The organism is Niallia oryzisoli (genome assembly GCF_043641075.1).
Classification (GTDB): domain Bacteria; phylum Bacillota; class Bacilli; order Bacillales; family Cytobacillaceae; genus Bacillus_BD; species Bacillus_BD oryzisoli_A.
In genome coordinates this window covers 1,784,030-1,797,845 of sequence record NZ_JBHZRC010000001.1, presented here as the reverse complement: position 1 = coordinate 1,797,845, position 13,816 = coordinate 1,784,030, and the positions used below count along the sequence as shown (strand labels likewise).

Annotated in this window: 11 protein-coding genes; 10 read left to right on the top strand and 1 reads right to left on the bottom strand. The window is 41.3% G+C overall.

All coding sequences use genetic code 11. The features are described 5' to 3' along the window. Positions 1-565 precede the first annotated feature (565 nt). The 4 genes from ACHUFV_RS09070 to ACHUFV_RS09055 all read left to right on the top strand — a co-directional run bounded on the left by ACHUFV_RS09070 (position 566) and on the right by ACHUFV_RS09055 (position 4,048). Positions 566-1,306 carry an ABC transporter ATP-binding protein gene (locus ACHUFV_RS09070; RefSeq protein ID WP_394233249.1) on the top strand — a complete coding sequence of 247 codons (741 nt, stop codon included), beginning with the start codon at positions 566-568 and terminating at the stop codon, positions 1,304-1,306. Next, the gene (locus ACHUFV_RS09065) at positions 1,299-2,513 is read left to right on the top strand and encodes an ABC transporter permease (RefSeq protein ID WP_394233248.1); all 1,215 of its coding nucleotides are present in this window, start codon (positions 1,299-1,301) and stop codon (positions 2,511-2,513) included. The genes ACHUFV_RS09070 and ACHUFV_RS09065 overlap by 8 nt, the downstream gene beginning before the upstream one ends. Before the next feature lie 73 nt (positions 2,514-2,586). Next, positions 2,587-3,312, top strand: coding sequence for an EcsC family protein (locus tag ACHUFV_RS09060; protein ID WP_394233247.1), 726 nt, complete (start codon positions 2,587-2,589; stop codon positions 3,310-3,312). Positions 3,313-3,415: 103 nt separating this feature from the next. Then, entirely contained in the window at positions 3,416-4,048 is a 633-nt protein-coding gene (locus ACHUFV_RS09055; protein ID WP_394233246.1) for a phosphatase PAP2 family protein, read from the top strand. 68 nt (positions 4,049-4,116) lie between these two features. Here the strand turns inward: ACHUFV_RS09055 and ACHUFV_RS09050 are convergent, their stop codons facing one another. Further along, positions 4,117-4,995 carry a LysR family transcriptional regulator gene (locus tag ACHUFV_RS09050; RefSeq protein ID WP_394233245.1) on the bottom strand — a complete coding sequence of 293 codons (879 nt, stop codon included), beginning with the start codon at positions 4,993-4,995 and terminating at the stop codon, positions 4,117-4,119. 279 nt (positions 4,996-5,274) lie between these two features. Here ACHUFV_RS09050 and ACHUFV_RS09045 point away from each other — a divergent pair, with 279 nt between their 5' ends. From ACHUFV_RS09045 to ACHUFV_RS09020, 6 genes are all read left to right on the top strand, one after another. Next, a complete protein-coding gene (locus ACHUFV_RS09045) occupies positions 5,275-7,347 on the top strand; it encodes a (Fe-S)-binding protein (RefSeq protein WP_394233244.1) in 2,073 nt (690 codons plus the stop codon). Positions 7,348-7,369: 22 nt separating this feature from the next. Then, positions 7,370-9,136 (top strand): thiamine pyrophosphate-requiring protein, encoded by a 1,767-nt coding sequence (locus ACHUFV_RS09040; RefSeq protein WP_394233243.1) that lies wholly within the window; start codon positions 7,370-7,372, stop codon positions 9,134-9,136. 112 nt (positions 9,137-9,248) lie between these two features. Next, complete coding sequence (locus tag ACHUFV_RS09035) at positions 9,249-10,268, top strand: tripartite tricarboxylate transporter substrate binding protein (protein WP_394233242.1); 1,020 nt, start codon at positions 9,249-9,251, stop codon at positions 10,266-10,268. Between the two features lie 92 nt (positions 10,269-10,360). Then, positions 10,361-10,813, top strand: a complete 453-nt coding sequence (locus ACHUFV_RS09030; RefSeq protein ID WP_394233241.1) for a tripartite tricarboxylate transporter TctB family protein — start codon at positions 10,361-10,363, stop codon at positions 10,811-10,813. A 12-nt stretch (positions 10,814-10,825) separates the two neighbouring features. Continuing rightward, on the top strand, positions 10,826-12,331 hold the full coding sequence (locus ACHUFV_RS09025; RefSeq protein ID WP_394233240.1) for a tripartite tricarboxylate transporter permease: 1,506 nt from the start codon (positions 10,826-10,828) through the stop codon (positions 12,329-12,331). A 51-nt stretch (positions 12,332-12,382) separates the two neighbouring features. Further along, positions 12,383-13,816, top strand: coding sequence for an aldehyde dehydrogenase family protein (locus tag ACHUFV_RS09020; protein ID WP_394233450.1), 1,434 nt, complete (start codon positions 12,383-12,385; stop codon positions 13,814-13,816).

The following is a 13,816-nucleotide window of genomic DNA, read 5'->3' as shown; positions in this document are numbered from 1 at the left end:
AATCACTAGTCATATACAACGTTCTATTACAGGTACTTTTCTGCCGTAAACACCTCATTTATAAGTTAAATGTTTGTGTTTATTTAGAAAACAGATCCTTTGTTCAAGCTAACCATCCCCTATTTTTTATAGTTTTAATAAACATATAAAAATTCGGTTGACTGGCCTTTGATAAACACCTCATTTTCAAATAGGTTTGAAATTATCGGTGCAAAAGATCATCTTGGTTTTCATACAACTTGTGCATTACAACCATCCCCTTATAGAAACGTTAGTGCATATGGGTTTTATTGAATGACATTGTCTTTGACAGACACCTCATTTCAATTGGTTGATGTTAAATCATCAATTGCTTTCCCCTACATAGATTAGAATGTCCGCAGTTGAAAAATATATACACAGTGATTCCGAAAAATTAAATAAACCTATCTGAACGCAGCATAAGTTAAAGGTAACTCACTTCTCTAAACTGGACAACATATAAACCGATTTCTTACAATATGTAGAGAAGGGAAGTATGAGGATCATTTCATGCTTCGATAATAGTATAGGAAGGACGTTTTACATGTCTTTGTTAGAAATTAATAATATTACAGGTGGCTACACAAGGAACCCTGTGTTGAAGGACGTTTCCTTTACCGTGAATAAAGGTGAACTTGTCGGCTTAATTGGATTAAATGGTGCCGGAAAAAGTACAACGATTAAACATATTATTGGATTGATGGAGCCGCATCGCGGAGAGATTACCATCAATGGAACAAAATTTGAAGATGATCGTGAAGGCTATAGAAGACAGTTTACGTTTGTTCCTGAGACACCTGTTCTGTACGAAGAGTTAACACTTGATGAACATTTGAGGTTAACTGCAATGGCTTACGGCCTTGAAGAATCAATCTATCGTGAACGGATTAAAGGCTTATTAGAGGAGTTTCGAATGGCCAAAAGGCTGAAATGGTTTCCTGCTCATTTCTCAAAGGGAATGAAGCAGAAAGTGATGATTATGTGTGCCTTTCTAGTCCAGCCGTCTCTCTATATTGTGGATGAACCATTTGTAGGGCTAGACCCGCTTGGTATACAGTCCTTATTAGATTTAATGAAGCAGATGAAAGAAAATGGTGCAGGAATTTTGATGTCTACCCATATTTTAGCTACTGCCGAACGCTACTGTGACCGCTTTGTTATATTACATGAAGGTAAAGTGCGTGCACATGGAACACTTGAACAATTACGCCAGGAGTTTGCTATGCCGGGGGCAACTCTTGATGACCTTTATATTCAGTTAACAAAGGAAGAAGAAAATGTTTGACGAAAAGTTATTGTGGAAGGAACGGTTCGGCCGTACAAGCAAGGAGTTTTCCCGATACCTGCGCTATATATTTAATGGGCATCTTGTAATTGTGTTTGTCTTTTTAATTGGAACGGCTGCTTACTATTACCAGGAGTGGTTAAAAACAATACCGGATGCATTTCCATCTGCCTTGATTATGGCGCTATGTCTTGCTTTTCTATTAACCTACAGCCCGATTTTTACCTTTATGTCAGACGCAGACCGTATCTTTTTGCTGCCGCTTGAAACCAAGCTGACTGGTTACTTTCGAAAATCATTGATCATCAGCTTTTTTGGGCAGATATATTTACTGATTATCGGCCTGGCGGTTTTTATGCCAATGTATGCAGCGGAAAATGAAGGAAAGTTTAATACCTTTATTCCTTTCTTGGCGTTCATTCTTATTATGAAGGGAATTAACTTAGTGGCAAGATGGTACGTTCAATATTATCGCGAAACGTCTGTGCATCGAGCTGATTCACTAATAAGGTTTTTTGTAAACCTGGTTTTCCTATACCTATTATTTTCCAATGCCGTTCTTTACCTAGTCCTGGTCTGTGTGCTCATATTAATTGGTTTAAGCGGTTATTATAAGATGCAGGCAAAAGGGAAAGGTCTAAAATGGGAATACTTGATTGAACAGGATGAGAGAAGGATGACATCCTTTTATCGACTGGCGAATTTATTCACTGACGTACCAAAGCTAAAAAATCGAATTAAAAGAAGAGAATGGCTTGATGGCCTTTTACTTCGAATTCCATTTCGCCAAGGTGCATCCTTTACCTTTTTATTCATGAGAACATTTTTGAGGTCTGGCGATTATTGGGGATTATTTGTCCGTTTGACGTTAATTGGTGTAGTCGGAATTTATTTCTTAACCTGGGGGATTGGTCAGATTGTTCTGGTCGTATTATTTATCTATTTAACAGGATTCCAGCTGCTCCCGTTATGGAAGCATCATCAAAATCATTCACTCCTGGAATTATATCCGATTAATGGAAAGGTAAAGGAGAAATCATTTTTAGATTTCCTCCGTAATGTTTTATGGACACAATCCGTTCTTTTATCGCTTGTCTTAGTAATCAAGGGTGATTTTATGTTTGCACTTGGTTCATTGGCAGCGGGGTTTGTTTTTAGTGTTTATTTTGTTTCCTACTACAGTAAAAGAAAAATACAAGGTTCATAATTGAATGGCCTGTACATCCTATGAAACCTATCTGTCTTTTCATACGTAGTTGTTATGTGAAGGAGTGGTAAGAATGAATAGGTATGAAAATCAGGCCTATCAGGAAATCCAGGCTTGGAAACATAAGCTGTTGAAACGTCCAAAAATGGTTCAGCGCTTGACCAAACAGGTTCAAATCAAAATTAATGAAAAAATTCCAGATAAAGCACATGAAGTCATAACAGATGCGATTAAAAACTTTGTGAAAATGACCTTAACCGGTTCACAGTTTATGACGAGAAAGAGTGAGGAGTCCCACCGGTCACTTGAGGAGCGGGATAGGCTATTGAATGAGAAACTTTCCACATATCGAAGGACAGCGGTTATTGAAGGAGCAGGAACTGGGGCAGGAGGCATATTATTGGGATTGGCTGACTTTCCGCTCCTGTTATCCATTAAAATGAAATTTTTATTTGAAGCTGCAACAATTTATGGCTTTGATACGAAGGAATATGAAGAACGAATTTTTATGCTGCAGGTCTTTCAGCTGGCTTTTTCCAGTGCTGAAAAAAGAGCCGAAACCATGAAAATTATTGAGAATTGGGAAGACAGAAAAGCTGAGCTTATTGAATTGAATTGGCAGGAGTTCCAGCAGGAATACCGTGACCACATCGATTTTGTCAAAATGCTCCAGCTCGTACCTGGGATTGGTGCCGTTGTTGGTGCCTTTGCCAATTATAATCTACTAGATCAGCTGGGAGAAACAGCACAAAATTGCTATCGTCTTCGTTTGTTAACACAGCCCCCTAAAGACCATTAGGGGGGTTTTTTGTAAGGGAGAAAACATTAAAACAATTTCCCCTATTAAAAACTAATATATAGTATAATTTTCCTGTTCATTGTATTGATAGGGAGTTGGAATATTGAAAACAAAAGCAGGATTAATAATCTTTGGGATAGCCATTTTGGCATCCATCTATTTTGTCATTGCGGTCAAAAGTAATGGACCATTATTTCTGGACAGTATAGTAAGTGAAGGGGTAACAGGTATTTTTAAAGGACAAACCTATCCTTTTTTCAAGGCTGTAACAGAGCTGGGAGATAAAATTGGAATCGGTATTATTGTCTTAACTATGGTTCTTTGGCTATGGATCAAAAAACGTGATTATTTCGGAATGGCAGTATTAGTATTTGCAGTTGCATTGGGCAACGAATTAAATAAATGGATAAAAGAGCTTGTGGGGAGAGAGAGACCAGTTACCGCTATAGATGCAGATTCATTGAGCTTCCCCAGCGGACATGCCATGGTAGGACTGATACTCTATATGCTTGCCGCCTATCTAGTAAATAGGAGTATAAGAACAGCCAGCCTTAAATGGGTAATAGGGTTGATTACGGTTATCCTTATCCTTTTAATCGGCCTAAGCAGGATTGTCCTTCAAGACCATTTTCCAACAGATGTACTAGGCGGATTTACGATTGGGATTACTTGGAGTATGCTATGGATTCTCCTATATGAATGGTTATATAAACGATTTCCTAAAAAAAGAAGCTAACAACAGGTTAGCTTCTTTTTTATCATTGTGCCTCAGGTAATGGGTGTAATCTCTAATAAATAGTTCAATCAAAACATCTCGATAAACCGCTGGGCACCTTTTGATAGGGGACGATTTTGGTCCCAAATGAGAGAGATTTTATTCCGAAGAGGACAATCCTCTATTTCAACAATTTTAATATCATCTGACGGGTGAATGGAAAAGGTTGATTTTGGCATAACAGCCGCACCCATCCCGGTTGCGACAAAGGAAAAAATAATGCCGGCATCATGTGATTCACAAATGATGTTCGGTTTGATGCCTTGTTTTATACAGGCATCTTGGAAGGCGGTGTATTTACCAAACTTGTTTTCTCGTACGAACATGATAAGCGGAATGTCTTCAAGATCCTTCATCTGGATGGAGGTTCTAGATGCATTCCACTCCCATTTACTTGGAATGAATAATACATAAGGCTCAACGAGTAAGGTTTTTGATTCATAACCTAAATGCAGATCTGAAACGAAGCGAACGACTGCTAATTCTACTAATCTATCCTCTAAAAACTTGACCACTTCATGAGGATGGCCGTCCTCTATACGAAATGTAACGAGTGGAAATTGTTTATGGAAAGCTTGAATTCTTTCCGGTAAATAGGCCACGGCACAGGTTTTGGCTGTACCGATTGAGAGCTGCCCCCGCAAACCATCTCCCGTTTCTTTCACTTCCATTACCGTGTCATCGATTTGAGTTAGAATACTAACTGCACGTTGGTAGAGTAACATTCCAGCCTCCGTTAATTCGACGCTCCTGCTGTTTCGAATAAACAAAGCGGTCCCGAGCTCTTCTTCGATTAGCTTTAACTGTTGGCTTAAGGGTGGCTGAGCCATATTTAACTTTTTTGCAGCTCGTGTAATTTGACCTTCATCTGATACGGTCACAAAGTAACGTAATTGACGTATATCCATCTGCTAATCACCTATCCATATTTTTATCATATCGCAAATCTATTAAATAGATATTTGAAGTATTAGTATACCAAATGATACTATTTAAATAAATAATATTCAGAATAATAAAAATTCAAACAACCGTTGCTGGAGGTAATCTAGCAAGAGACCGTGCGCATGGTTTCAAATGCAAGAAGTATGAAGATTGAAGGGAACAAAGCCCATACAATCCGACGTGTAAAGCAAATGATTGGTGGATGCTTCAGATATAAATGAATTAGGAAAGGAAGTGGATCGGTGCTTATATATTTGAATTTGGCAGCTGTTCTAGCTGTGACAGGATATGCATTTTATTTATTTTTTCAAATCGTATATAGTCGATATTTGTTTGTGAAGCTCGGCAAGAAGCCCGAATTTGAACTGAACCTTAAAGAGAGATTGAATAGTGTTTTAGTCAATGGGTTTGGTCAAAGAAAATTATTTAAAGATAAGAAAAGCGGTCTGATGCATTTCATCTTGTTCTATGGTTTTTTCATTATTCAAATAGGGCTTATCGAAATTATCATTAAGGGATTTATCATAGGATACGAATTCCCCCTTGGTACCATTCATAAATACTTCAGCCTGATGCAGGAATGGACAACCTTCCTCATGCTATGCGGTATATTGTATGCTCTTTATCGTCGTTACGGTGAAAAACTAAAGCGTTTGCAGTTAAGAAGAGATGTCAAAGCTGCTGTTGTCTACATTGCACTGACCACATTAACATTGTCCATCCTGTTTACGCTGGGGTTTGAAACCGTGATGCTTGGCCATGATCCAAATTTCGTCTATGCTCCATTCTCCGGGGTAATAGCGACGGTGTTCTCCGGCATTGGTAAAACGACAGCAACTGTATTTTTCTTCATTTTTTGGTGGCTGCACCTTCTGACCGTGTTATCCTTTATGGTTTTTGTCCCTCAGTCGAAGCAAGCACATGAGCTATTCGCGTTGTTTAACTTGTTTTTCAAGAAGGTTGGCCCTGTTGGGAAATTGAGAAAGGTAGATTTCGAGGATGAGGAGGCTGAAGAATTTGGTGTTGGAAAGATTGAGAATTTTACCCAACAGCAGCTAATTGATTTGTATGCCTGTGCAGAATGCGGAAGATGTACAAATATGTGTCCTGCCTCCGGAACAGGAAAGATGCTTTCACCAATGGAGCTTATATTAAAAATGCGAAATCACCTGACGGAAAAGGGAGCTTCAATCACATCACGTACGCCTTGGATGCCGGTCTTCGCGTTTAAGGATGCGCGAGCCAATCAATTGGCATTACAAGGTATGGGTGGAAATTCCGAGGTGGCTGCGGCTGTAGAGATGCCAAATCTAATCGGGGATGTCATTACAGAGGATGAACTATGGGCGTGTACCACATGCCGTAACTGTGAGGATCAATGTCCGGTGATGAATGAGCATGTCGACAAAATAATCGATATGCGCAGGTATTTGGTTATGACGCAGGGTGAGATGCCGGCTGAGGCTTCACGCTATTTCCATAATATTGAGAGACAGGGAAACCCTTGGGGCTCAAACCGTAATGAACGTATCAAATGGCGGGAAGGCATGGAGGATATTATCAAGACTGTTGAAGAAACCCCTGAATTCGATGTTTTATTCTGGGTTGGTTCAATGGGCTCCTTTGACATGCGCAGCCAGAAGATTGCCCGATCCTTTGCCCGTCTCATGGACAAGGCTGGGGTGAGGTTTGCGATTCTTGGCAATGAAGAGAAGAACTCGGGTGACACGGCGCGCAGGCTGGGGAATGAGTACTTATTCCAGGAACTATGTACAGAAAACATTGAGATTTTTAAGACGTATGGAGTGCGCAAAATTGTGACGATTGACCCGCATGCATTCAATACCTTTAAAAATGAATATCCTGAATTTGGGCTGGAAGCGGAGGTCGTTCACCATACCCAACTTTTAGCTAATTTATTAAAGGAAGGAAAGCTCAAGCCAACTAAGAGGGTTGAAGAGAAAGTTGCCTACCATGATTCATGCTACATTGGACGCTACAACGATATCTATGGTTCGCCAAGGGATATCCTCCGTGCGATTCCGGGAATGGAGCTGCTCGAGATGGAACGAAATCGGGCAAATGCTCTCTGCTGTGGTGCCGGTGGAGGCAGAATGTGGATGGAAGAGCGTGAAGGGACACGGGTCAATATTGCTCGTACTGAAATGGCGCTGCAAGTAAATCCAACTGTTATTGGAAGCAACTGTCCATATTGTTTGACAATGCTTTCCGATGGGACAAAGGCCAAGGAAGTCGAGGAACAGGTGCGGACGCTCGATATTGCTGAAATCATTGAAAAATCAATTGAATTTTAAAAGGTATGAAGGAGAGGAACTCATGAAAGATGTCTACAAGGTTGAAGGTTACAGAACGTCGGACACTTTAGTCGAAAGCTACACGACGTCTGACGCATTAATGGAGGCGCTGCAGGAAGTCGGCATTTCCTACTTGTTTTGCAATCTGGGCAGCGATCATCCCTCGATGATTGAGGCCATGGCAAAGGCTAAGGTGGAAGGGAAAGAGCTTCCTAAAGCTATCATTTGTCCGCATGAGAGTGTCGCTTTATCTGCAGCTCAAGGGTATGCAATGCTGTCCGGTCAGGCACAAGGCGTTATCATTCATACAGATGTAGGAACTCAAAATCTAGGAGGTGCAGTTCATAATGCATTCCGCGCTCGTGTTCCGGTGTTCATTTTCGCTGGAGAAACACCGTTCACAATGGATGGAGAACTTCCGGGCAGTCGTAATTCCTATGTGAATTACCTGCAAAATGTATACGATCAGCGTGGGATTCTAAGGTCCTATGTCAAATGGGAAGCAGATATTAGAACAGGGAAGAACGTGAAACAGCTTATTTACCGTGCGATGCAGATGGCTAAAAGCGACCCGGCCGGACCGGTTTATTTGACAGGTGCGAGAGAGGTTCTAGAGGAAAATGTGGAAAAGCTACCGGACTCTTGGGGGGAATGGGCGTCAATTGAATCGTCCTCCTTGCCTCCATGGGGGGTTGAAGAAATTGTAAGTGCTTTATTAGAAGCCCGAAATCCATTGTTGATCACTTCTTATTTAGGCAGAAAGACGAAAGCAGCTTCCAAATTGATTGAATTTTGTGAAAAATTAGCTATTCCTGTGGTAGAGCAAATTCCTACTTATGTAAATTTTCCGAGAGACCACTCTTTGCATCTAGGATATGACCCCAATCCATTTATTCCTGATGCGGACTGCATTATTGCGATTGATACAGATGTCCCTTGGGTCACTACACAAGTTCAGCCAAAGGAAGAATGTAAAGTCTACTTTATAGATTTAGATCCAATAAAGGAAGAAATCCCATTGTGGCATATCTCCGCGGTTAAGAATTATCGTGCTGATGCCTATGCCTCCTTAGTTCAATTAAATGATGCTCTAGCCAAGAGGGATATTAATGAGGAGCTAGTGCAAGAACGTTATCACTGTTTAGCCAAGCATCATGTGGAGCAGCGTGCAGCCTGGAAGCAGGAAGAAAAGGTGGAAGGGAACACGATCACGCCGGAATGGCTGACAGCTTGTTTGCGAAATGTTGTGGATGATGAAACGATCATATTAGATGAGACGATTACGAATACCATGACAGTTGCCAAACACTTACCGCGCTCCAAGGCAGGAACCATGTTTGGAAGTGGGGGTACATCCTTAGGTTGGAATGGAGGTGCAGCTATTGGTATCAAGCTTGCTGATCCAACAAAAACGGTTGTGACCTTAACCGGTGACGGTTCATACTTATTCAGCGTTCCGTCATCCGTTCACTGGATGTCGCGCAGATATCAAGCTCCATTCTTAACCGTCATCTACAACAATGAGGGCTGGAATGCAACGAAGATGAATCTATTAAAGCGCTATCCAAATGGTATCGCCAAACAAACGGACAGTTACTGGGTGAATTTTGATCAATCTGCCGATCTAGCAAAAATTGCTGAGGCGGCAGGTGGAGCATACGCCAGGACGGTAACAGATCCAAGAGAATTACCTGAAGTATTACAGCAGGCTATGGATGAAGTGAAAAGTGGAAAATCAGCTGTAGTGGATGTCCGCCTAGCTAACATATCGAATCAGATAGATTATTAATTTACTATTTTCGATGTGTTTGATTTCATTGGGAGGTGATGAACGGATAGATAATTGAATTATTTTAAGACTGTGAAGCTGTGAAATTAATAGGTAGGGGGAAAATTGGAAAATGAAAAAATTCGTTATGCTATTTTTGTCAGTTTTACTTATTGTATTGGCAGGTTGTTCTCAATCTTCACAATCAACAGGATCGAAGGAAACTGCAGCAGCAGGTAGCGAAAAACAGTCCAAAATTGAGTATCCGACAAAACCAATTGAAGTGATTGTACCGTTTGCTGCGGGTGGCTCCACAGACATTGGAGCCAGAATTCTAGAAAAATACCTTCCTAAATATTTGCCTGGTGCCCAGCTAGTGATTGTAAATAAACCAGGTGGAGCAGGATCGATTGCGATCACGGATTTGTTTAACTCCAAGCCTGATGGATATACCCTTGCGATGTCTACACACCGTGCGATTTCTATGCAGCCATTGTATGGGAATGTGAAATACTCCCATGACAGTTTTCAACCAATCGCAAAAGTATTCGGCAACCAGCAAATTATGATTGTGAAAGCAGATGCTCCATGGGAAACATTTGAAGAATGGCTTGATTATGTGAAGAAAAATCCTGGTAAGTTTTCATACGGAGTAGCTGGGGGACTTGGATCAGGTGCTCATATACCGGTGGCAGAATTGGAAAAGCAAGCAGGCTTTGAGGCAAAGGCAGTATCATTTGAAGGCACGCCTCCAGCCATCACAGCAGTTTTAGGCGGTCATGTTCAGGGAGCCATGGTACAACCGAGTGATGCAAAGTCGCTAATTGAATCTGGCGAGCTTCGTGGATTATTTAATGTTGCAAGCGTACCTGTCCCTTATTTTCCAGATATTCCTCTATTGAAGGATAATGGCTTTGATGTTGCAATTGACAGCAATACTTCTCTTTTCGCACCGAAGGGTGTGCCAGAAGAAATCGTTACGAAGCTAGAAGAAGCACTTAAGAAAACAATGGAAGACCCTGAAGTATTAGCAGAATTCGAGAAAGCCTCTCTACAGACAAATTATGGTGGTCCTGAGGCTGTACAAAAAGAGGTTAATGACGAGAATGTGAGATTTGGAAAAATGTTAAAAGAACTCGGTTTAATTAAATAAAACCGCATCATTGAAATATCATTGGGTATTCGGGTTAACTCCTGAATGCCCACCATTATCAATTGGTTTGTGGAAGGGGATGAATTTCTATCATGAGTAAATACAGGTCAGGAATTTGGGCTGGGGCAGTCATTTTCCTTCTAGCTCTTTTCTTGTTTGTACTGTCCTTAGGATATAGCTATTCCGGTGTTCTTGGACCTGGGCCGGGCTTTTTTCCTACTTGGTTGAGCGGTATCCTGATGGCCCTCTCGATTTGGTATATCTATGAAAGCGTGAAAGGGAAAAATGTAAGCGGTGAATCGTGGCCAACTGGACGTTCTTTAAAGCATATTTTGTTTATCATTATCAGTTTGGTCCTCTTTATCATTCTCTTTACTTTTTTCGGATTCCTCATAGCTGGATTTATCTTTCTAGCTATTTTGTTCTACAAAGAGTATAGATGGTACACCACCATATTAATGTCGGGCGGGATAACAGTATTCATTTACTGGCTGTTTAATTCGATATTAAAGGTGTACTTACCATTAAGTGGGATTCTATTTTAGGAGGACGGTTAAATGGATTCATTCTTTTTGCTTATGCAGGGATTTGAAACGGCACTGACTTGGTCGAATCTTCTCTACTGCCTTATTGGGGTAATGCTTGGGATGGTCATCGGCGTACTCCCTGGTCTTGGTCCCGTATCAGGAACTGCTTTGCTTATTCCCATTACTTTCGGGATGGAGCCGGTCTCTGCTATTATCATGCTTTCCGGAATTTTTTACGGATCGATGTATGGAGGAACCATTACATCTGTATTAGTGAACGTACCAGGTGAGGCAGCATCGGTTATTACATGTATTGACGGGTACGAAATGACGAAGAAGGGGCGTGCGGGAGCGGCCCTTGGGGTGTCTGCCATTGGTTCGTTTATCGGTGGGGTTGTTGCTGTAACGGCGCTAACATTTGTAGGTCCTGCTCTGTCTAAATTTGCGTTGAAATTTGGTCCTCCGGAATTCTTTGCGATTATGCTGCTTGGCATGCTGATGATCGTGGCATTAATGGGAAAATCGTTGGTCAGGGGATTAATTGCTGCTGTCCTAGGTTTATTGCTGGCTATGGTAGGACAAGACATGGTCACTGGAGAATTTCGTTTCACATTTGGCTCTATAGAGCTGATGGATGGAATCGATTTTGCGGTCATGGCCATGGGTCTGTTTGGAATTTCTGAAATCTTGCTTAATGCGGAAAATCCCGCAAAAGTGACCAAACCAGAAAAGGTCAAAGGTCTTCTTCCTAAACGGGAAGAATGGGGACCAACTCTTAAATCTGTCGGAAGGGGAACTGGTATTGGAATGCTTCTAGGAGTTATTCCTGGTGCAAACTCCATTATTGCGTCAACCTTTTCCTATATTTTAGAAAAAAAGGTTGCAAAGGATCCATCTCGCTTTGGAAAGGGAGCGATCGAGGGGGTAGCCGGACCTGAAACGGCGAATAACGCTCACAGCGGTGCAGCCTTAATTCCTTTATTTTCCTTAGGACTGCCAAGCTCTCCTACCATGGCGGTCATTTTAGGGGCGTTCATTATGCACGGATTAACGCCAGGGCCAGCCCTGTTTACGAAGAATCCGGACTTTGTATGGGGCCTAATTGCTAGTATGTTTATTGGAAACGTTTTATTACTAATTATGAACATGCCTTTAGTTGGTATGTGGGCTAAAATTGCGATGATCCCGTATAAATTATTGTTTCCAATTATCCTGATGGTCATTTTGGTTGGAACCTACAGTCTAAATGGCAGCCTTTGGGATGTCGGGCTGATGCTGATATTTGGGGTTATTGGCTATATTTTAAAGAAATTGGATATTCCGATGTCCGCGATGATTGTAACCTTTATATTGGGATCACAATTAGAAACCTCAATGCTGCAATCCCTCTCTATATCAACTGATGGTTTTCTTATCTTTTTTACGCAGCCAATTTCAGCTGTTATCATGAGCATTGCCCTCATTATATTTGCCATTAGCATCTATAGCGGAGTGAAAAATAAACGTGGGAATTTGGCAGACGATGTTGAAATGTAATATAGGAAAGAATGAATTGAATCGGAAACAACGAGGTGAATGTACTTGAAGGTGAACTTGTTTATTAACAATGAAGATGTGACAACAGAACATTATGATGAAGTGAGGGACCCAGGTAGATTAAGTGAAGTTGTTGGCTATATCGCTAAAGGTGACGCAACCCATATCGATCGTGCAGTACAGGCTGCACATCGAGCCTTCCACTCCTGGCGCCAAACTACACTTGATGAAAGAATGTCTATCCTATTGAAATCTGCTGAAGAGATTGAGAGAAATGCGTCTTCCATCGCCAGCGTAACCGCTAAAGAAAACGGCATCCTGCTTAGCAGAACTGTTGATGAAGTCAAGTTAGGGTTGATGGATATGAGAAATATGATAGAATTGGCGCCTTCTGCCTTTCAACAACGGATCATAGAGGATGAAAGCGGTTGGGTCAGCGTAGTGAAAAGACCGATGGGTGTGATTGCTTGTATCGTTCCTTGGAATGCACCTATAATACTAACCTTACAAAAAATAACGCCCATCCTTCTTGCGGGCAATACAATTGTATTAAAACCGTCCCCAACTGCTTCAATGGGTGTAGTTACGATATTAAGAACAATGGCGAAAGCCTTCCCTCCTGGAGTCATTAATGTTGTTCTTGGAGGCGGTGATGTAGGAAGTGCTTTAACCTCTCATCATCTTGTTCGTAAAATTTCCTTTACTGGCGGTGGGAATACGGCCGTGGCGATCATGAAATCTGCTGCCGACACACTCAAAGGGGTTCACTTTGAACTAGGGGGTAACGATCCAGCCATTGTACTAGCCGACGCCGATTTGAATGAAGTTGTTCCAAAAATTGTAGAAGGCGCATTCCGAAGAACAGGTCAATTCTGCTTTGCGATTAAGCGCGTTTACGTCCCTTATGATCTATATGATAAGTTTTATGAAAGGGCTTGTGAATTGACTGACTCCTATAAAATCGGTCATCAATTAAACGAAGAAGCGACAATGGGGCCAATTAATAACCAGCTTCAATATCAAAGGATTAGTGAGCTCATCAAAAGACTAGAGCAAAGCGGGGCCAATTTAGTCAAGTTAGGCAAGCAGTTAGAACCTGAAAATTGGGATAATGGATATTATCTTCAACCAGTGATCGTACGAGATGTTGATCCAAACGCGGAGATTGTAACCTGTGAGCAATTTGGTCCAGTGCTCCCATTGATTCCATATCATACGGAAGAAGAGGTTATTCATATGGCCAACTATTCAGAATTCGGTTTAGGTTCATCCATATGGTCTTCGGATTTTGATCGGGCATTGAGCGTTGCGAACCAAATTGAAGCAGGAATGACCTTCATTAATGGCCATGGACAAACACCATTAGGTTCAAAATACATTCCGTTCGGCGGGATCAAGCAAAGTGGAATTGGAAGAGAAAAGTCCATCGAGGTTTTTGATGAATTTATTGAGTATCATGGGATTAATTATCATAAAAAAAGATAA